The following is a 17,532-nucleotide window of genomic DNA, read 5'->3' on the forward strand; positions in this document are numbered from 1 at the left end:
GGGGCCGGCGGCGGCGGCGGGGCGATCGGCGCCATCACCGGCGGCGGGGCCGGCACGGCCGCGATGGCCGGCGCCGTGGTCGGCGGCGGCGTCCCCTCGGGCGGCGGCACGAAGGGCGGGGGCGGCGCCTCCACCTTGGGCGTCTTGGGCTCCGGCGGCTTGATCTCCTTGGGCGGCGGCGGTGGCGGCGGTGGAATGATCACCTCCTGGATGACCGCGGCCTCCAGCGGCTTCTTGACGATCTTCAGCACGTCGCGCGCGGTGCCGGTGATCAGCAGCCACAGGATGAGCGCATGCACCAGGGCGACGATGCCCCATCCGATCGCACGGCGACGGGGGTCTGCCGTGCCGTAGGCACGGTTCTGCTTGGCGATGATGCTCATTGGACGAACTGCTCGTGGCCGATGACGGCCATCTTGGTGAGCCCCTTGCGCTTGGAAGTGGACAGCACGTTGGCGAACACCGCGTACTGGCACAGCTTGTTCGGCCGGATGTGCACCTCGGGCTGCGGCACCTGGGCCGCGATCGTGGCCATCTTCTGCGCGAGGTCCTCGCCCGAGACGGGCAGGCCCTGCCAGTACACGACGCTCTTGTCGTCGATGTCGATCTGGATGACCTCGGGCTTGATGTTGTTGACCGGCGGGGTGCCCACCGGCATCTCCAGGTTCACCGCGTGCAGCTGGATGGGGATGGTGATGATGAGCATCACCAGCAGCACCAGCATCACGTCGATCAGCGGCGTGGTGTTGATGTCCATCATCACTTCCGGGTCGCCGCCGCCGCCGAAGCGTCGGGGCTTGAGGCCCATGCTCGATTTCTTCATGGTCAGCCTCCCAGCGGTGGTGGTTCGGTGATGAACGCCACCTTGGTGATGCCCGCACGCTGGCAGGCCAGCAGGACCTTGCCCACGCCCTCGTAGCGCGCCGCCAGGTCGCCCCGGATCTGGACTTCGGGCTGCGGCTGCTTGGTGGACACGGTCTTCAGCTTGGCCACCAGCGCGTCGACGTTGGGCAGCCTGGCCTCGTACCAGTAAATATTACCGGCCGGATCCACCGAGATGATGACGTTTTCCGGCTTGGTTTCACGCACTTCCACGCGCTCCTTGGGGAGCTGCACGGGAATGGAGGTGGTGACCACCGGGATGGTGATCAGGAAGATGATCAGCAGCACCAGCATCACGTCCACGAGGGGCGTGGTGTTGATGGTGGACATGACCTCGTCGTCCGAGGCCGGGCCGACAGCCATTGCCATGGCTTCGCTCCTTGTGGGTGGCGGGTAAAGCCGCTTACGCGGCCTTGCCCGCGGAGCCCACGATGACGGCGTTCAGTTCGTCGGCGAACTCGCGCACCTCGTCCATCACCGCCTTGTTGCGGCGGGACAGCCAGTTGTAGGCCAGCACGGCCGGGATCGCGACCGCCAGGCCGATGGCGGTCATGATCAGCGCCTCGCCCACGGGGCCGGCCACCTTGTCGATGGAGGCCTGGCCGGAAATGCCGATGGCCGTCAGGGCGTGGTAGATGCCCCAGACGGTGCCGAACAGCCCGACGAAGGGCGAGGTCGACCCCACGGTGGCCAGGAAGGCCAGGCCCGACTGGGTGGTGGCGTGCACGCGGTCCACGGCGGCGGTGATGCTCATCGGGATCCAGTCGTTCATGGGGATGTGGCCCTTGAGGCCGCCGTGGTCGTGCGTGGCGGACGCCCCGGTCTCGGCGATGAAGCGGTAGGCGCTGGTCTTCTCCAGCAGGTTGGCGCCGGCGCTCACCGTGGGCGCGGCCCAGAACTTCTGGTCCACGCTCTTGGCGTGGCGGTTCATCTTGGTCTGCTCGAGCAGCTTGGTGATCAGGATGTACCAGCTGCCCGCGCTCATGATGCCCAGCAGCACGAGCACGCCGCGGGCGATGTTGTCGGAGCCCTTCCAGAGCGCCTCGATGCCATAGGGGTTGTCGGTGCTGGCCTCGGGCTTCTTGGCGGGGGCCGCGTCAGCGGGTGCCGCGGCTGCAGCGGGCGCGACGGCCGCCGGGGCGGATGCTGCGGGGGCCTGGGCCGCGGCAGGCACGGCGAGGATCGATGAGGCCAGGAGCACGATGGAAGCTGCAGCGATGCGCACTGGGGCCAGGGATAGGGTCCGCACGGATAAGGTCCTTTGTGGGGTTGTGGATCCAAGGCTCGGGCGTACTTCATGCCGGGTAGGTCATGATCAACGCCTCAAGCTTTGCCAAAAGCCGCGATTGTAGGAGCGTAACCGTCGAGTCCGTGTGGTGCACCGCACCGGGGCATTGATGGTTTTCCCTGTGGCGCAGGCATCGGCGCGCTCACGGTCGCAAGAAGCGGGCCCGCCTGGGGCCACCCGGCGCCGCGCCGGAGGCCGCAGCCGCCGGGCTATAATGGATGGCTGTACCCGATGCCGGAGTAGCTCAGTCGGTAGAGCAGCTCATTCGTAATGAGAAGGTCGGGGGTTCGATTCCTCTCTCCGGCACCACATTCAAAGCCCCCTGGCTCTCATGGCCAGGGGGCTTTTTCGTGTCTGGTACACACCTTCGGGTGGTGCGGAAGTCGAGCTCTTCCTGAACCTGGGCGCATGGCGGGCTCCGTGCTGATGTGCCGGCGAGCCGGCCGCACCGTGCCAATTCCCGAAGGCGACGGAATTGCGCGGCTGCCACGCATCTCATCCATTCACAAGCCGTCACTGCTAGCGTGATCCCCACGCCGCAGAACGCGGCGAAGGAGAGGACCTTGCAGATTCGAAAATTGGGCACGACAGCGCTTGCTGTATCCATCTTGCTTCAGGTGACGGGGTGCGCGACGGCCTCGAAGGACGTGGCCACGCAGTACGTTCCGCCCATTCAGTACCAGAGCTACTCCTGTGAGCAGTTGGGCGCTGAGGCAAATCGGCTGACACAGCGTGTGCAGCAACTCGGAGGGCGCCTGGATGAGGCAGCCAGCAACGACAAGGCCATTGCAGGCGTCGGCATCATTCTGTTCTGGCCGGCATTGTTCGCACTCGGCGGCACCAAGCAGCAAGAAGCGGAGTACGCCGCCTGAAAGGCGAGGCCGATGCGCTTCAGCAGGCGGCCATCGCCAAGAATTGCGCAGCCGCCGTGCCCGCCGCCGGGATGCCCGCGATCTCAACGTCCCCTGCCACGACGGAAGCGAAATCCCCCAGTTGATCCCCGGCGATGTCGCACAGCGGAGACCGAAGCAGAAACCGGTCCTGAAGGCGACAACCCAGGCTGGGCTGCCCAACTCAAGTTGCCGCTTCAGCCCCTGCCGCCGCCGCGTGGGCCAGCACCCTGTCCATCGCTACCTCCATCATGGCCCGGCAGGTGCCGGACATGGACTTGAGGTAGGCATGCACCTCCGCATCCTCGGCGGTTTCGCTCAGGCAGGTCTCGCTGTACTGCTCGAAGCTCGCCAGCTGCGCGATCAGGTCGGCGATGTGGCGCGGGCACTCGCACAGGATGGAACTGGGCCGCGCCGCCACCTCCACCAGCGTCTCATCGCTGTAGCGGCGCTGCGGCACCCGGGCCAGCGGGCCCGGCAGTGGCGCGTCCGCGCGCAGGCGCGGCAGCAGCAGATCGGCCAGCTCGCTGTCGGGCACCGGTTCGCGGCGCAGTTCCACGCCCTGCAAACCCAGCTGGCTGACCGTCGCCGTGCGCGCGAAGTTGTACAGCACCAGCACGCGCCGGCCGCCCACCCGCGCCATCGCCTGGGCCAGGCGCCCCGCCGTGTCCGCGTGCAGCATGTCCAGCCGCACCAGCAGGAGGTCCACCCCGCCCTCGGGGGCCGGCGCGGTCATGAGCGCATCCAGGTCCGCATGGGCGGCCACGGTCTCCAGCGCCGAGGGCAGCCGCAGCGCCTGCCAGGCCCGTCCCTCCAGGCGGGCCACCAGCGCCGGCCCCACCAGCACCAGCCGCAGCGGCCCCGGCGCGGGCTGCGCGCTTGACACCTCCGCGCTGCCGCCGGGCGCGCCGCCCTGCAGGGCCTGCATGGCCCGCGCATCCAGCCGCGCCACCGAAGAGATGCTGTGCCCGGCTTCGGTCAGCTGCCGCATCAGCCGCGCCCGCGCGACATCCGCATCGCCGTACAGCCTGTGCTGGCCGGCGGTCTTCGCCGGCTCGAACGCCCCGTAGCGCTGTTCCCAGATCCTCAGGGTCGACACCGGCACGCCGGACAGCCGCGACACGGCACCGATGCGGTGCAGCACCAATGGATGAGTAGATTCATTGCGGAGGTTTGACATGAAGCTGACGAAGTGTGAGAAGTTTAACGAGCAACAAACCTTGACGCGAGATACAATTCCGACACAAATTCTATTCAAAGACGCAGGGAGCGCCAAGAAATTGTTGTCCAAAGGCTCACATGCGTAGTTTTTTGTCGAGACTTCTGCTGGCACTCCTGCCCGGAGTGGCTGTGGCGCAGCCGCTCGCCCCGGTCCATCCTTGGGTCGTGCCGCCGCCGGACCTGCAGCCCGCCGCGCGTTTCACCAACCTGACCGACGGCCAGACCCTGGACTCGCCCTTCGTGGCACGCTTCGGGCTGGCGTTGCGCGGGCTGGTGCCGGCCGGGCACGAGGCCGGCACCAACGGCCACCACCACCTGCTGGTGAACCAGTCGCTGCCGCTGGACTTCAGCAAGCCGCTGCCCTTCACCGACCATTACATCCACTTCGGCAAGGGCCAGATGGAGACCGTGCTGGACCTGCCGCCCGGTGACTACGACCTGCGCCTGCTGCTGGCCGACAAGGGCCACATCCCCTTCTTCGTCTACAGCAAGCCGGTGCACGTGCACGTGGCGCACCGACGCAGCGGCGTGGCCCCGGCCAGCCTGACCGGGCCGCAGCGGGTCGAGATCGTCGAGCCGGCCGACCGCGCCGAACTGCACGACGCCTTCCGCGTGGCGTTCCACGCCAGCGGATTCAATGTCTCCAGCGCGGCCGCGCAGGTCCCCGGCACCGGCCACTTCCGGCTGGCGGCCGAGGGCCACGGGGCGCGGCCCGAAGTGATGGACTTCCGCGGCGGGGAAACCGAAGCCTGGATCCGCCCGCCCACGGGCGACTGGCGCCTGCGGCTGGAGTTCATCGACAACGCGACGGGCGCCACGCTCGCCACCTCGCCCACCGTGGCGCTGCACGAAGACACCCATGGCAGCCAGAAAGTGGCCCATGTGGCCCAGAGGTAAGTCCATGCAACGCGATCCCATTTCCATCATCGACGCCGAAACGGCGCCCTCGTGGCTGGGCGAGACCCGGCAGCTGGACATCACGCATCCCAAGGTGCACATCACGGCGCAGAAGCTGACGCAGGCGCTGCAGACCTTCCGCGAGCGCGCGGTGGCTATCCACGACTTCGTGCGCCGCATGCCCTTCGCCGCGATTCCCGACCCCGGCTCGATCACGGCCAGCGAGGTGCTGCGGCGCGGCGGCGGCGACTGCCACACCAAGGGTCTGGTCTTCGTGGCCCTGTGCCGTGCGGCCGGCTTTCCGGCCCGCCTGATGTTCGTCGAGGTGCGCACCAACTTCCTGCGCGGCGTGCTGTCGCATGGCCCGCAGAGCATGCCGCACGCCGTGGGCCAGGTGTTCGTGGACGGCCACTGGCACAGCACCGACGGCTACGTGGTGGACCCGCTGCTGTTCGCGCAGGCCAAGCGCCAGCTGCGGCTGCACGGCCTGGATTCCGGCTGGGGCATCGTGAACGATGCGCAGCCGCAGTGGGAAGGCGAAAAGCCCTGCTTCCAGCAGTTCCGCTCGCGCGACATCCGCAAGACCTACGGCGTGTTCCACGACGTGGCCCACTTCCAGGCCCACCACGAACAGGCCGGCCAGGGCTGGAGCCACGGCATCCTCTACGCCATCGGCGCGCGCGTGCTGAACCGGCGCGTCGCGCAGGTGCGCCGCCTGCCGGCGGACACCTGGCGCCGTGCGCCCGCCGGCGTGCAGGGTGGCGCCGGCGTCACCCTGCCGCTCTGAGGCGCACGCGGCCTCGGCGGGGCCGTCGCGCCCAAGGCGGCGCCAGGCCGGGCCGCGGCCGCAGCGCGGCCCGCGCCTCAGCCCACCAGCCCGTACACCGCGGCGAACACCCCGAACGCACTGGTCAGTGCGATCAGCGCGCCCGCCACCCACGCGTACCAGCCGGCCAGCCGGTGCGGCGGGCGCAGCGCCCGGCGTGCCAGCAGGAACAGGAAGCCCAGCACCACCGGCAGCAGCAGCGCGTTCATCACCTGCACGGCCACCGACAGCTTCACCAGGTCGGCGCCGGAAGTGACCAGCACGCCGCCCGCCACCAGCGTGAGCGCGAACACCGCATAGAACCACGGCGCCTCGCGCGGGTGGTGCTCCAGCGAACGCTTGTAGCCCGCGACCTCGCCCAGGCCCCAGGCTGCCGTCAGGCACACCACGACGGTCGCCACCAGAGCAGCCCCGGCGAGCCCGAGCGCGAACACGATGCGGCCCACGGTGAAGCCCAGCGAGGGCGTGAGCGCGTTGGCGATCTGCGGCACGTTGTCCAGGTGCGTGTCGCCGCCAGCGCCGCTGAGCACCGCGCCCGTGGCGATCAGCACCGCCGCCATGATCAGCTGGGTCACCAGCGCGCCGACGGCAGTGTCCACGCGGGCCAGCCGCAGGTGCCGCAGGTCCAGGCCTTTGTCGACCACGGCGGACTGCTGGTAGAACACCATCCAGGGCATGATGACCGCGCCGATGTTGGCCGCCGCCAGGTAGAGGAACTTGGGGTCGGCCAGCGGCGCCGCCAGGAACTGCGCGCCGACGGCGTGCAGGTCGGGCGAGGCGCGCCAGGCGACGAAGATGAAGGCCAGCTCGAACAGGCCGAAGGCGATGGCCACGCGCTCCACCGAATGGTAGGAGCCCGACATGACCATCACCAGGATGCCCACGATGACAGCTGCCACGGTGGGCACCTCCGGCAGCCCGAAGAGCTGGGCCACGCCGACGATGCCGCTCAGCTGCGTCAGCAGCGCGCCCACGCAGGCCACGCACAGGGTGGACACCGACAGCCAGGCCCAGCCGCGGCCGAAGGTCTCGCGGATCAGCTCGCCATGGCCGCGCTGGGTGGCCAGCCCCAGGCGCAGCGTCAGCTCCTGCACGACGAAGAGGATGGGCACCAGGATCAGCTGCAGCACCAGCAGGCGGTAGCCCCATTGCGCGCCGCTCTGCGCGGCCGTGATGATGCTGCCGGCGTCCGTGTCGGCCAGCATGACCACCAGGCCGGGACCCAGCACGCTGAGCAGGCGCCAGCGGGGAGAAACGGGCCGGGAATTGGGAACGGGAGCCGGTGGCGGGGTCATGAAACGATGCAAATGAGAATCAGTTTCATGATAGCCCAGCCCCTCTGCCGCATGGGCTGCGGGGACATGCGGGAGGCGACGCCGGCGAGTCGGCCCGGCGCTGGCGCCGCTGTCAGTGGCGCAGCAGGAACACCGCCAGCACGGCCAGCACCACGATCACCAGCAGCCACAGCGCCGGCCGGGGACGGCGCGGGGCCACACCGGCATCGGCCGGTGCCGGCGCCTCGGCGCCCGGCTTGCCCAGCTGTTCGGAGTAGCTCAGCCCGGTGCCGGGCAGGCCCACGGTCGCGCGGGTGCCCCGGGGGCCGATGTTGATCGTGGCGCCGGCCTCGCCGATGGACGCGCTCACGCCCGACTTGCTGAGGTTCAGGCGCAGGCCCGGCAGCAGCCGGATGCTCTTGTGGAATCGAAAGCCCATCGGCAGAGCATAGTGGAGCCGGCCGCCCGCGGCGAGCGCCGCGCGCTGGCGCCGTCTCAGCGCGTGAGGATGTACAACACCCCGGCCAGCAGCGCGGCACCGGCGACCCACAGCCACACCGGCACGGGTGCGGGGCGAGCCTCGGCAGGCGCGGCGGGCACGGCGGCCGGCGCAGCCACCGCGGCGGGGAAGCGGCGGGCCATCTCGTCGTCGAAGCGCTTGAAGAAATCCTCGGCCATGGACCGTGCCACGCCGTCGACCAGCCGCTGGCCGACCTGGGCGATCTTGCCGCCGACCTGGGCCTGGGCCGCGTAGCGCAGCTCGCAGCCCGTGCCCTGCGGCGTCAGGTGCACCTGGGCCGCGCCCTTGCCGAAGCCGGCCGCGCCGCCCTGGCCCTCGAAATTGATGGCGTAGCTCTGCGGCGGCACGATGTCGGTGAGGGTGATCTTGCCGGCGAACTTGGCCGACACCGGGCCGATGCGCACCGAGACGCCGACCGCGAACTGGTCGGGCCCGGTGGCCTCGACCTTGTCGCAGCCCGGGATGCAGGCCTTCAGCACCTCCGGGTCGTTCAGGGCGTCCCAGGCTTGTTGTTGGGTGACCGCGAGCGCGCGGCTGCCTTGCATGTCCATGTCAGTTTCTTTTCAACGGTTCGGGGTTTTCATCAAGGCGCCGATTTTCGCAGCAAGGTCCTGCAGGCGCTCCAGGTTGTGCACGGCCAGCATCGCGTCGGCATGCCGGTGCAGCACCGCCGCACCCTGCGCCAGCGGCTGGTACTGGTCGAAGCGCAGCAGCGGGTTGAGCCACAGCAGCCGTCGGCAACCGCGCTTGAGCCAGGCCAGTTCACGGTCCAGCACCTCGGGCTCGCCGGTGTCCAGCCCGTCGCTGATCACCAGCACCAGGGTGCGGCGCCCGACCAGCCGGCGCGCGTGCTGCGCATGCAGCGTGGCCAGTGAATCGCCCAGCCGCGTGCCGCCGGCGAAGTCGCTGATCGCGGCGCTGGCGGCCGCCAGCATGGCGTCCGGGTCGCGCAGGCGGAAGGGGCCCGACAGTTCGGTCAGCTGCGTGCCGAAGGCGAACACGTCGCGCTGGCGCAGGCGGCGCGTGGCCGAGTGCAGGAAGGCGAGCAGCAGGCGCGCGTAGCGCTCCATGGAGCCCGAGACATCCACCAGCACCAGCAGCGGCAGGTCCTGCGGAACACGCTCCAGGCGGGGCAGGTCGAACAGCTCGCCGCCCGTGCGCGCGGCGTGGCGCAGCATGCGCCCCCAATGCGGCCGGGCACCGCGCGTGCCCGGCGCCGTGCGGCGCCCGGGCACCTGCGGCACCGGCAGGGGAATCTCGCGCGCCAGCCGCTCCACCAGCGCGAACTCGCTGGCCGTGAGCGCGTTGAAGTCGGCGTGGCGCAGGCGCTGCACGTCGCTGGCCGTCATGGCCGCGTCCAGGTCGATGGTGTCGTCCTTGCGCGGCGGTGCGTTCTTGCCGAAGGTCTTCTGCGGCTGCAGCGCCTCCGTCACCCGCGGCCTGCGCTTGGACGCCTCGGCCCGGCCCTCGGCCGAAGGCAGCATCTGCGAGAGCAGCTTGTTGGCCACCTCCGGGTCGCGGAAGTAAGCGTCGAAGAGCTCGCGGAAGACCAGCCGGTCCTGCTCGCGGCTGACGGTGACGGACTCCAGCGCGGCACACAGGTCGGCCTTGCTGGCGACACCGACCAGCCGAGCGGCCTCCTGCGCCAGGGCGATGCGGGCGCTGTCCACCGGCACGCCCGCGCGCCGCAGCGCGCGGCCGAAACCGGTGATGTTGTCGGCCAGCTTGCCGGTGCGCGCGTCGCCCAGGAGCACGGGACGGCCCCCGCGCGTTCAGGAGAGCGTGTCCTCGGGCGCAAGAAGCTGCGCCGCGAGGTCGCGGTTGAGGGCAGCCACGTCGTCGCGCTGCTTGAACAGGATGCCGGCGGTGTCCGCCACCACTTCGGGGTCCAGGGCCAGCGTGTCCAGGGCAACCAGCGCCTTGGCCCACTCGACGCTCTCGGCGATGCCGGGCGCGCGCTGGAAGGCATTGGCGAAGGGCTGGCTGCGCAGGCGCTGCACGAAGTGCGCGACCTGCTCCGACAGCACCTCGCCGGCCTGCGGCACGCGGGCCCGCACGATGGCCAGCTCGCGCTCGCGGTCGGGGTAGTCCAGCCAGTGGTAGAGGCAGCGCCGCTTGACGGCGTCGTTCAGGTCGCGCGTGCGGTTGCTGGTGAGGATGGTGACCGGCAGCGCCTTCGCGCGTATGGTGCCGATCTCCGGGATGCTGACCTGGTACTCGCCCAGGTACTCCAGCAGGAAGGCCTCGAAGGGCTCGTCGGCGCGGTCCACCTCGTCGATCAGCAACACCGCGCCGGGCGCGGGCGTCTCCAGCGCCTGCAGCAGCGGGCGCCGGATCAGGTAGCGCTCCTGGTAGACCTCGCGCTCCACCTGCGCAGCGTCGGCCTTGCCCTCGGCGGCGCGCATGTGCAGCAGCTGGGCCGCGTAGTTCCACTCGTAGAGCGCCTCGCGCTGCTCCAGGCCGTCATAGCACTGCAGGCGCAGCAGGCTGCGCGAGAGCGCTTGCGCCAGCGACTTGGCCAGCTCGGTCTTGCCCACGCCGGGTTCGCCCTCGAGCAGCAGCGGGCGCTGCAGCTTGAGGGCCAGGAAGACGGCAGTGGCCAGGCGCCGGTCGGCCCAGTAGCCGACCGCTTCCAGGCCTTGCTGCAGCGAATCGATGCTGTCGAACACTAGCCCAGCGCCTTGGCGACGGCCCTCTGCGTCATCACGCTGATCAGGTTCGCGCGGTACGCGGCCGAGGCGTGCAGGTCGCTCGCGAGGTCCGAGGCATCGATCTTCACGCCCTTGGCCGCATCCGGCGTGAAGGACTGGGACAGGGCCTGCTCCAGGCCGGCATGGCGGAACACGCCGTTGCCGCCGCCGGTGACCGCCACGCGCGCGCCGGCATCGGTCTGCGCGACGAACACGCCGATCAGCGCGAAGCGCGAGGCCGGCTGGCGGAACTTCATGTAGGCCGCCCGCTTGGGGATGGGGAAGCTCACCGCGGTGATCAGCTCGCCCTCTTCCAGCGCCGTGGCGAACATGCCCTGGAAGAAGTCGTCAGCGGCGATCTTGCGCTTCGTGGTGTGCACCGTGGCGCCCAGGCCCAGCACCGCGGACGGGTAGCAGGCGGCCGGGTCGTTGTTGGCCACCGAGCCGCCCAGCGTGCCCAGCGCCCGCACCTGGCGGTCGCCGATGCCGCCGGCCAGGTCGGCCAGGCCGGGGATCGCGGCGTTCACCTCGGCGTTGGAGGCCACCTCGGCATGGCGCGTCATGGCGCCAATGACGATGGCATTGCCCTCGCGGCGGATGCCGGACAGGTCGCCGATCGCGCCCAGGTCGACCAGGGTCTCGGGGCTGGCCAGGCGCAGCTTCATGGAAGCCAGCAGGGTCTGGCCGCCGGCCAGCACCCGCGCGGCACTGTTGCCGGCCAGGCGGGAGGCGTCGGCAACGGATGAAGGACGCTCGAATTGGAATGCGTACATGGTTGTATCTCCTTGGATGATGACGATGACTTCGCTTCGCTTCGGGTGATGCGGGGCCGGCGGCTCGCGCCGCCGCCCGGCATCACGCGTCAGGCGTCATCCGTCATGCAGCGCCCGCGGCCTGGATGGCGTCCCACACCCGCGGGGGCGAGGCCGGCATGTCCAGCTCCTTCACGCCCAGCGGACGCAGCGCGTCCAGCACGGCATTGATCACGGCCGGGGGCGAACCGATCGCGCCGGCTTCGCCGCAGCCCTTGGTGCCTAGGGGGTTGTGCGTGCAGGGCGTCACCACGTGGTCCAGCTTCATCGAGGGCACGTCGGTCGCGCGCGGCATCGCGTAGTCCATGAAGGAGCCGGTCATCAGCTGGCCGGTCTCCTTGTCGTACACGCAGTTCTCCATCATGGCCTGGCCGATGCCCTGCGCCACGCCGCCGTGCACCTGGCCCTCGACGATCATCGGGTTGATGATGGTGCCGAAGTCGTCCACCGCGCTGAAGCGGTCGATGCGCACCACGCCGGTCGCCGGGTCCACCTCGACCTCGCAGATGTAGGTCCCCGCGGGGAAGGTGAAGTTGGTCGGGTCGTAGAAGGCGGTCTCGTTCAGGCCCGGCTCCAGCTTGTCCAGCGGGTAGTTGTGCGGCACATAGGCCGTCAGCGCCACCTGGCCGAAGGGGATCTTCTTGTCCGTGCCCTTGACGCGGAACTCGCCGTTGCTGAACTCGATGTCGCCGTCGCCGGCTTCCATCAGGTGGGCGGCGATCTTCTTGGCCTTGGCCTCGATCTTGTCCAGCGCCTTCATGATGGCCGCGCCGCCGACCGAGATCGAGCGCGAGCCGTAGGTGCCCATGCCGAAGGGCACGCGGCCGGTGTCGCCGTGGACCACGTCCACGTTCTCGACCGGGATGCCCAGGCGGGCCGCCACGACCTGCGCGAAGGTGGTCTCGTGGCCCTGGCCGTGGCTGTGCGAGCCGGTGAACACCGTCACGCTGCCGGTCGGGTGCACGCGCACCTCGCCGCACTCGAACAGGCCGGCGCGCGCACCGAGCGCACCCGCGATGTTGGAGGGGGCGATGCCGCAGGCCTCGATGTAGCTGCTGTAGCCCAGGCCACGGCGCAGGCCCTTGGCCTCGCTGGCCTTGCGGCGGGCCTCGAAGCCGGCCACGTCGGCCAGCACCTGGGCCTTGTCCATGCAGGCGTGGTAGTCACCGATGTCGTACTGCAGCGCCACCGGCGTCTGGTACGGGAAGGTGGTGATGAAGTTGCGCTTGCGGATCTCGTCCTGGCCCAGGCCCATGTCCCAGCCACAGCGCGACACCAGGCGCTCCAGCAGGTAGGTGGCCTCGGGGCGGCCGGCGCCACGGTAGGCATCCACCGGCGCGGTGTTGGTGAACCAGGCGTCCACTTCCACGTAGACCTGCGGCGTCGTGTACTGGCCCGCCAGCAGCGTCGCGTACAGGATGGTGGGCACCGCGCTGGCGAAGGTGGACAGGTAGGCGCCCATGTTGGCGTCCGTGTGCACGCGCATGGCCAGGAACTTGCCGTCCTTGTCCATCGCCATCTCTGCGGTGCTGATGTGGTCGCGCCCGTGGGCGTCGGTCAGGAAGGATTCGCTGCGGTCGGCGGTCCACTTGATCGAGCAGTTCAGCTGCTTGGCGGCCCAGGTCAGGGCCACGTCCTCGGCGTACAGGAAGATCTTGGAGCCGAAGCCGCCGCCCACGTCGGGGGCGATCACGCGCACCTTGTGCTCGGGCAGGCCCAGCACGAAGGCCGTCATCAGCAGGCGCTCGACGTGCGGGTTCTGGTTGGCGACGTACAGCGTGTACTCGTCGCTGGCGCGGTTGTAGCTGCCGATGGCCGAGCGCGGCTCGATCGCGTTGGGCACCAGGCGGTTGTTGACCAGTTCCAGCTTGGTGACGTGCGCGGCGTTGGCGAAGGCCGCGTCCACTGCGGACTTGTCGCCGATCGCCCACTTGTAGCAGTGGTTGTCGGGTGCGGCGTCGTGCAGCGCGGGGCCCTTGGCGGCGGTGCGCATGTCGACCACGGCGGGCAGCGGCTCGTAGTCCACCACCACGGCCTCGGCCGCATTGCGGGCCTGCTCCAGCGTGTCGGCCACCACCATGGCGACCTGGTCGCCCACGTAGCGGGCCTTGCCCAGGGCCAGCACCGGGTGCGGCGGCTCCTTCATGGGCTGGCCGTCGGTGCTGGTGATCAGCCAGCCGCAGGGCAGGCCGCCCATCTTGCCTTCGAGGTCCTTGCCGGTGAAGACCTTGGACACGCCGGGCATGGCCTCGGCGGCGGAGACGTCGATGGACTTGATGATGGCGTGCGCGTGCGGCGAACGCACGAAGATCGCATAGCGCTGGTTGGCCATCAGCACGTCGTCGGTGTACTGGCCGGCGCCGGTCAGGAAGCGCAGGTCCTCCTTGCGGCGGACAGCCTCACCGATGTGAGGCAGCTTGGCGAAATCGGATGCACCCATGTCGTTCTCCTCAGGCCTTCATGCCGGCCGCGCCCATCTGGACGGCCTTGACGATGTTCTGGTAGCCGGTGCAGCGGCAGATGTTGCCTTCCAGCTGCTCGCGGATGGTGGTTTCGTCGGCGTTGGGATGGCGGCTGCACAGGTCGACCGCGCTCATCACCATGCCCGGGGTGCAGAAGCCGCACTGCAGGCCGTGGCACTCCTTGAAGGCCGCCTGCATGGGGTGCAGCGTGCCGTCGGCCTGGGCCAGGCCCTCGATCGTGGTGATCTCGGCGCCGGGATGCTGGGCGGCCAGCGTGTTGCAGGACTTCACCGCACGGCCGTTCACCAGCACCGTGCACGCCCCGCACTGGGCGGTGTCGCAACCGACGTGGGTCCCGGTCAGCCGCAGGTGCTCCCGCAGCGCCTGCACCAGCAGCGTGTTCGGGGCGACCTCGACGCTGGCCGGCTTGCCGTTGACCTTGAACTGCACAAGCATGGATGTCTCCTTGGGGGTAACGAATCTCTGGAGCGGCCATTGTTGGACGCACCCCCTGCCCCAACCCTAGGCGAAACCCTAGGAGACTCAGCGGGCCCCGGGGAAATTCTCAAAATGGAACAATGCACGGATCAGGTCCTGCCAGCGTCCTGCCAGCTTTACGCCTCACGGCTCCACCGATGACCCAGACCGCCCTCCCCGACCGCGCCGCGCTGCGCCTGCAGCAGATCGCCCGGGCCCGGCACGCGGTCATGCAGGGCGGGGCCGGCACGGCCCCCGCCGCCCCGGCCGGGGGCGCCGACGGGGCCTGGATCGAACGATCGTGGCGGCGCTGCCTGGCGCAGGGCCTGCAGCCCGGCCAGCCGGTGCATTTCGACCTGGTCTCGCCGGCCGCGCCGGCGCGCCTGCGCGAGGCGCACCGCGACCTGCTGCAGGCCGCACGGCCCACGCTGGAGCGCCTGGGCCGCGCGCTGGAGCACACCCGCTACTTCGCCATCCTGGTCAACGCGCAGGGCCTGGTGCTGGATGCCCAGGGCGCCATCGACCGCAGCGACCGCCGCGCTGCGCTCATCGCGCGCCCCGGCGTGGACCTGTCAGAGCGCGCCGTGGGCACCACGGCGATCTCGGTCACCCTGGCCGAGCAGCAGGCCGTGTGGCTGCACCGGGGCGAGCACTTCTTCGACGACAACGCCTGCTACAGCTGTGCCGGGGCCCCGCTGTACGGCCCCGACGGCTCGTGCGTGGGCATGCTGGACCTGACCGGCGTGGACGTGGCCGAGCGGCCCGAGCTGCGCCACCTGGTGGCCCAGTCGGCGCGCAGCATCGAGAACGCGCTCACGGTCGCGCAGCCGCACCACCTGCTGGTGCGCCTGAACTGGCCTGGGCGGGCGCTGGGCAGCGAGGACGACGGCCTGCTCGCGCTGGACGCCGAGGGCTGGGTGCGGGGCGCCAACGGGGCGGCGCGGCAGATGATGCCGCTGCTGCAGGCCCCGGGCCCGGCCTGCCATTGCAGCGAACTCTTCGCCCAGCCCTGGGAGCCGCTGTTCGATGCCGCGCGCCACGGCAGCGCACCGGCCGAGATGGCGCTGTGGTCCGGCCTGCGCCTGGCCGCCCTGCCCATGCCGGCCGGCCAGGCCGACCTGCCCGGCGTGGCCACGCCGCTGCGCGACCTGGAGAGCGCGCTCATCCACAACGCGGTGGCGCAGGCCGGCGGCAGCGTGGCGCAGGCGGCCAAGGTGCTGGGCATCAGCCGCGCCACGATCTACCGCAAGCTGGCGCGCAAGGGCCGCTGAAGCCGCAGCTCGGCCGTGGCGGCCCGCTCAGTGCGCGGCGTCGGCGGCGGCGGGAACGGCCGCGCCGCGGCCCGGCCGCCGGATCAGCAGCAGCAGCGGGATGGTCACCAGCGTGATGATCATCATGGTGCGGAAGTCATCCACGTAAGCCAGCAGCGCGGCCTGCCGCGTCACCTCGGCGTTCAGCAGCGCGAGCCCGGCCTCGCTGCCGGCGCCCAGGCCCGGCGGCAGCAGGTCCAGCCCGCGGTTGCCCGGCGCCACCAGCGCGGCCAGCTGCTCGTGCGCCTGCGCCGCGTGGCGCGTGAGCAGGGCCTGCACGATGGAGATGCCCACGCTGCCGCCGATGTTGCGCAGCAGGCTGTAGATGGGCGTGCCGTCGCCGCGCAGCCGCGGCGCGAGCGTGGCGAAGGTGGCGGTGGACAGCGGCACGAAGGTGAAGCCGATGCCCAGGCCCTGGATGAAGCCCGACACGATCACCAGCTGGCTGTCCATCTGCAGCGTGATGTGCGTCATCTGCCACAGCGCGAACGCGGTGAGGCCGAAGCCCAGCGCCATGATGGCGCGCACGTCGATGCGGTGCACCACCCGGCCGACCACGATCATCGCGATCATGGTGCCTATGCCGCGCGGCGCGGTCACCATGCCGGTGTAGACCACGGGGAAGTCCATCAGCCCCTGCAGGAAGGTCGGCAGCAGCGCCATGGTGCCGTAGAGCACCATGCCGACCACGAAGCCGAAGGACATGCCCGTCACGAAGTTGCGGTCGCGCAGCAGGTCGCGGTCCAGGAAGGAGGCGCCGCGCACGGTCCAGGTGTGGGCCACGAAGAAGGCGAAGGCCACCAGGGCACCCACCGCCTCCAGGCGGATCTCCCAGGAATCGAACCAGTCCAGCAGTTCCCCGCGGTCCAGGAAGAGCTGCAGCAGGCCGATCGCCAGGCTGAGCGTGATGAAGCCGAACATGTCGAACTTGCCGCTGGGCGGACGGCTCTCGGGCAGGTAGCGCGCGATGCCCCAGAAGGCGAAGGCGCCCACCGGCACGTTGATGAAGAAGACCCAGCGCCAGTCGAAGTTCTCGGTCAGCCAGCCGCCCATCAGCGGCCCGAGGATGGGCCCGACCATGATGCCCGCACCCCAGATCGCCATCGCCTGGCCGACCCGCTCGGGCGGGTTGATGTCCAGCAGCACGGCCTGGGAGAGCGGCACCAGCGCGGCGCCGAAGATGCCCTGCAGCAGCCGGGCCGCGACGATGGCCCCCAGCGACCCCGACAGGCCGCACAGCGCGGACGCCACCGTGAAGCCGATGACGGAGACCAGGAAGACCTTGCGCCGGCCCCAGCGGGCGCACAGCCAGCCGGTCATGGGCAGCGCGATGGCGGAGGAGACGATGTAGCTCGTCAGCACCCAGGTGATCTGGTCCTGCGAGGCCTGCAGGCTGCCCTGCATGTGCGGCAGCGCCACGTTGGCGATGGTGGTGTCCAGCGCCTGCATGATGGTCGCCAGCATGATGGACACGGTGATCATCCCGCGGTGCGGGTGCTGGGCGGCCGTGCTCATGGGGCCGCCTCGCCGGTGAGCCGGTCGCGCACGCTGCCCAGCATGTCCAGCAGCTGGGCCTGGCTGGCAGCGTCCAGCCCGCCCAGCACCTCGCGCGTGAGCTCGTCGCCGATCTTGAGTGCGCCGTCCAGGGCGCGGGCGGCGCGCGGGCGCAGCGCCAGCAGGTTCACCCGCCGGTCGCCCTCGCAGGGCTGGCGCTCGACCCAGCCCGCGGCGGCCATGCGGTCGCACAGGCTGGCGATGGCCATGGGCGTCACCCCAAGGCGCTGCGCGAGCGCCGACTGCGGCAGCGGCTCGCCCGCGGCCGAGAGTGCGAACAGCAGCCGGCACTGGGCCTGCGACAGGCCCAGGCGCTCACGCGCCAGGCGGTCGAACTGCTGGGAATACAGGCGCCCGACCTCGTTGACGAGGAAGCCGAAGCGCCGGGTCAGCGGCTTTTTCATAAACAGGCTGATTGTAAGCCTGTTT

At 70.3% G+C, this 17,532-nt stretch carries 18 protein-coding genes, 1 tRNA gene and 1 pseudogene; 5 read left to right on the forward strand and 15 right to left on the reverse strand.

The features are described 5' to 3' along the window. From IM725_RS04580 to IM725_RS04595, 4 genes and pseudogenes are all read right to left on the reverse strand, one after another. A pseudogene (locus tag IM725_RS04580) lies at positions 1-383 on the reverse strand (hypothetical protein); the annotation flags it as partial. Beyond that, positions 380-823 carry an ExbD/TolR family protein gene (locus tag IM725_RS04585; RefSeq protein WP_227753582.1) on the reverse strand — a complete coding sequence of 148 codons (444 nt, stop codon included), beginning with the start codon at positions 821-823 and terminating at the stop codon, positions 380-382. The gene IM725_RS04585 and the pseudogene IM725_RS04580, both read right to left, overlap by 4 nt. 2 nt (positions 824-825) lie before the next feature. Then, positions 826-1,251, reverse strand: coding sequence for an ExbD/TolR family protein (locus IM725_RS04590; protein WP_193779397.1), 426 nt, complete (start codon positions 1,249-1,251; stop codon positions 826-828). 34 nt (positions 1,252-1,285) lie between these two features. Beyond that, entirely contained in the window at positions 1,286-2,131 is an 846-nt protein-coding gene (locus tag IM725_RS04595) for a MotA/TolQ/ExbB proton channel family protein (protein ID WP_193779398.1), read from the reverse strand. A gap of 272 nt (positions 2,132-2,403) precedes the next feature. Here IM725_RS04595 and IM725_RS04600 point away from each other — a divergent pair. Together IM725_RS04600 and IM725_RS04605 are read left to right on the forward strand one after the other, a co-directional pair. Continuing rightward, a tRNA-Thr gene (locus IM725_RS04600) sits at positions 2,404-2,479 on the forward strand. Positions 2,480-2,733: 254 nt separating this feature from the next. Further along, positions 2,734-3,042, forward strand: a complete 309-nt coding sequence (locus IM725_RS04605; protein ID WP_193779399.1) for a hypothetical protein — start codon at positions 2,734-2,736, stop codon at positions 3,040-3,042. Between the two features lie 202 nt (positions 3,043-3,244). On the opposite strand, the gene IM725_RS04610 is transcribed toward IM725_RS04605, so the two are convergent. Further along, the gene (locus tag IM725_RS04610) at positions 3,245-4,240 is read right to left on the reverse strand and encodes a MerR family transcriptional regulator (RefSeq protein ID WP_193779400.1); all 996 of its coding nucleotides are present in this window, start codon (positions 4,238-4,240) and stop codon (positions 3,245-3,247) included. 170 nt (positions 4,241-4,410) lie between these two features. Between IM725_RS04610 and IM725_RS04615 the strand changes: the two genes are divergently transcribed. Next, positions 4,411-5,178 carry a DUF4399 domain-containing protein gene (locus IM725_RS04615; RefSeq protein WP_287067570.1) on the forward strand — a complete coding sequence of 256 codons (768 nt, stop codon included), beginning with the start codon at positions 4,411-4,413 and terminating at the stop codon, positions 5,176-5,178. A gap of 4 nt (positions 5,179-5,182) precedes the next feature. Continuing rightward, positions 5,183-5,965: a transglutaminase-like domain-containing protein gene (locus IM725_RS04620; RefSeq protein ID WP_193779402.1), complete on the forward strand. Its 783-nt coding sequence runs from the start codon at positions 5,183-5,185 to the stop codon at positions 5,963-5,965. 77 nt (positions 5,966-6,042) lie between these two features. On the opposite strand, the gene IM725_RS04625 is transcribed toward IM725_RS04620, so the two are convergent. The 8 genes from IM725_RS04625 to IM725_RS04660 all read right to left on the reverse strand — a co-directional run bounded on the left by IM725_RS04625 (position 6,043) and on the right by IM725_RS04660 (position 14,218). Continuing rightward, positions 6,043-7,299, reverse strand: a complete 1,257-nt coding sequence (locus tag IM725_RS04625) for an Nramp family divalent metal transporter (protein WP_193779403.1) — start codon at positions 7,297-7,299, stop codon at positions 6,043-6,045. A gap of 112 nt (positions 7,300-7,411) precedes the next feature. Continuing rightward, positions 7,412-7,717 carry a DUF4236 domain-containing protein gene (locus IM725_RS04630; protein WP_193779404.1) on the reverse strand — a complete coding sequence of 102 codons (306 nt, stop codon included), beginning with the start codon at positions 7,715-7,717 and terminating at the stop codon, positions 7,412-7,414. A 56-nt stretch (positions 7,718-7,773) separates the two neighbouring features. Continuing rightward, entirely contained in the window at positions 7,774-8,349 is a 576-nt protein-coding gene (locus IM725_RS04635) for a CoxG family protein (protein WP_193779405.1), read from the reverse strand. A gap of 12 nt (positions 8,350-8,361) precedes the next feature. Beyond that, entirely contained in the window at positions 8,362-9,552 is a 1,191-nt protein-coding gene (locus IM725_RS04640) for a vWA domain-containing protein (RefSeq protein ID WP_193779406.1), read from the reverse strand. A gap of 18 nt (positions 9,553-9,570) precedes the next feature. Next, positions 9,571-10,467 carry an AAA family ATPase gene (locus IM725_RS04645; RefSeq protein ID WP_193779407.1) on the reverse strand — a complete coding sequence of 299 codons (897 nt, stop codon included), beginning with the start codon at positions 10,465-10,467 and terminating at the stop codon, positions 9,571-9,573. After that, positions 10,467-11,261 (reverse strand): FAD binding domain-containing protein, encoded by a 795-nt coding sequence (locus IM725_RS04650; protein ID WP_193779408.1) that lies wholly within the window; start codon positions 11,259-11,261, stop codon positions 10,467-10,469. The genes IM725_RS04645 and IM725_RS04650 overlap by 1 nt, the downstream gene beginning before the upstream one ends. Before the next feature lie 103 nt (positions 11,262-11,364). Beyond that, on the reverse strand, positions 11,365-13,740 hold the full coding sequence (locus tag IM725_RS04655; RefSeq protein ID WP_193779409.1) for a xanthine dehydrogenase family protein molybdopterin-binding subunit: 2,376 nt from the start codon (positions 13,738-13,740) through the stop codon (positions 11,365-11,367). Between the two features lie 10 nt (positions 13,741-13,750). After that, positions 13,751-14,218 carry a (2Fe-2S)-binding protein gene (locus IM725_RS04660; RefSeq protein ID WP_193779410.1) on the reverse strand — a complete coding sequence of 156 codons (468 nt, stop codon included), beginning with the start codon at positions 14,216-14,218 and terminating at the stop codon, positions 13,751-13,753. 179 nt (positions 14,219-14,397) lie between these two features. On the opposite strand from IM725_RS04660, the gene IM725_RS04665 reads away from it, so the two are divergent. Further along, positions 14,398-15,510 carry a helix-turn-helix domain-containing protein gene (locus IM725_RS04665; protein ID WP_193779411.1) on the forward strand — a complete coding sequence of 371 codons (1,113 nt, stop codon included), beginning with the start codon at positions 14,398-14,400 and terminating at the stop codon, positions 15,508-15,510. Between the two features lie 27 nt (positions 15,511-15,537). Here IM725_RS04665 and IM725_RS04670 read toward each other — a convergent pair whose 3' ends face one another. After that, positions 15,538-17,064 (reverse strand): DHA2 family efflux MFS transporter permease subunit, encoded by a 1,527-nt coding sequence (locus tag IM725_RS04670; RefSeq protein ID WP_193779412.1) that lies wholly within the window; start codon positions 17,062-17,064, stop codon positions 15,538-15,540. Next, positions 17,061-17,507 (reverse strand): MarR family winged helix-turn-helix transcriptional regulator, encoded by a 447-nt coding sequence (locus IM725_RS04675; RefSeq protein ID WP_193779413.1) that lies wholly within the window; start codon positions 17,505-17,507, stop codon positions 17,061-17,063. Before IM725_RS04675 ends, IM725_RS04670 begins: the two co-directional genes overlap by 4 nt. Positions 17,508-17,532 lie beyond the last annotated feature (25 nt).

Source organism: Ramlibacter aquaticus, assembly GCF_015159745.1.
GTDB lineage: Bacteria > Pseudomonadota > Gammaproteobacteria > Burkholderiales > Burkholderiaceae_C > Ramlibacter > Ramlibacter aquaticus.

What these genes read in the sequence shown, in the direction of transcription:
- IM725_RS04585 (WP_227753582.1), bottom strand. Translation starts at nt 823, where the DNA reads ATGAAGAAATCGAGCATGGGCCTCAAGCCCCGACGCTTCGGCGGCGGC.
- IM725_RS04590 (WP_193779397.1), bottom strand. Translation starts at nt 1,251, where the DNA reads ATGGCAATGGCTGTCGGCCCGGCCTCGGACGACGAGGTCATGTCCACC.
- IM725_RS04610 (WP_193779400.1), bottom strand. Translation starts at nt 4,240, where the DNA reads ATGTCAAACCTCCGCAATGAATCTACTCATCCATTGGTGCTGCACCGC.
- IM725_RS04620 (WP_193779402.1), top strand. Translation starts at nt 5,183, where the DNA reads ATGCAACGCGATCCCATTTCCATCATCGACGCCGAAACGGCGCCCTCG.
- IM725_RS04625 (WP_193779403.1), bottom strand. Translation starts at nt 7,299, where the DNA reads ATGACCCCGCCACCGGCTCCCGTTCCCAATTCCCGGCCCGTTTCTCCC.
- IM725_RS04630 (WP_193779404.1), bottom strand. Translation starts at nt 7,717, where the DNA reads ATGGGCTTTCGATTCCACAAGAGCATCCGGCTGCTGCCGGGCCTGCGC.
- IM725_RS04635 (WP_193779405.1), bottom strand. Translation starts at nt 8,349, where the DNA reads ATGGACATGCAAGGCAGCCGCGCGCTCGCGGTCACCCAACAACAAGCC.
- IM725_RS04650 (WP_193779408.1), bottom strand. Translation starts at nt 11,261, where the DNA reads ATGTACGCATTCCAATTCGAGCGTCCTTCATCCGTTGCCGACGCCTCC.
- IM725_RS04655 (WP_193779409.1), bottom strand. Translation starts at nt 13,740, where the DNA reads ATGGGTGCATCCGATTTCGCCAAGCTGCCTCACATCGGTGAGGCTGTC.
- IM725_RS04660 (WP_193779410.1), bottom strand. Translation starts at nt 14,218, where the DNA reads ATGCTTGTGCAGTTCAAGGTCAACGGCAAGCCGGCCAGCGTCGAGGTC.
- IM725_RS04665 (WP_193779411.1), top strand. Translation starts at nt 14,398, where the DNA reads ATGACCCAGACCGCCCTCCCCGACCGCGCCGCGCTGCGCCTGCAGCAG.
- IM725_RS04670 (WP_193779412.1), bottom strand. Translation starts at nt 17,064, where the DNA reads ATGAGCACGGCCGCCCAGCACCCGCACCGCGGGATGATCACCGTGTCC.
- IM725_RS04675 (WP_193779413.1), bottom strand. Translation starts at nt 17,507, where the DNA reads ATGAAAAAGCCGCTGACCCGGCGCTTCGGCTTCCTCGTCAACGAGGTC.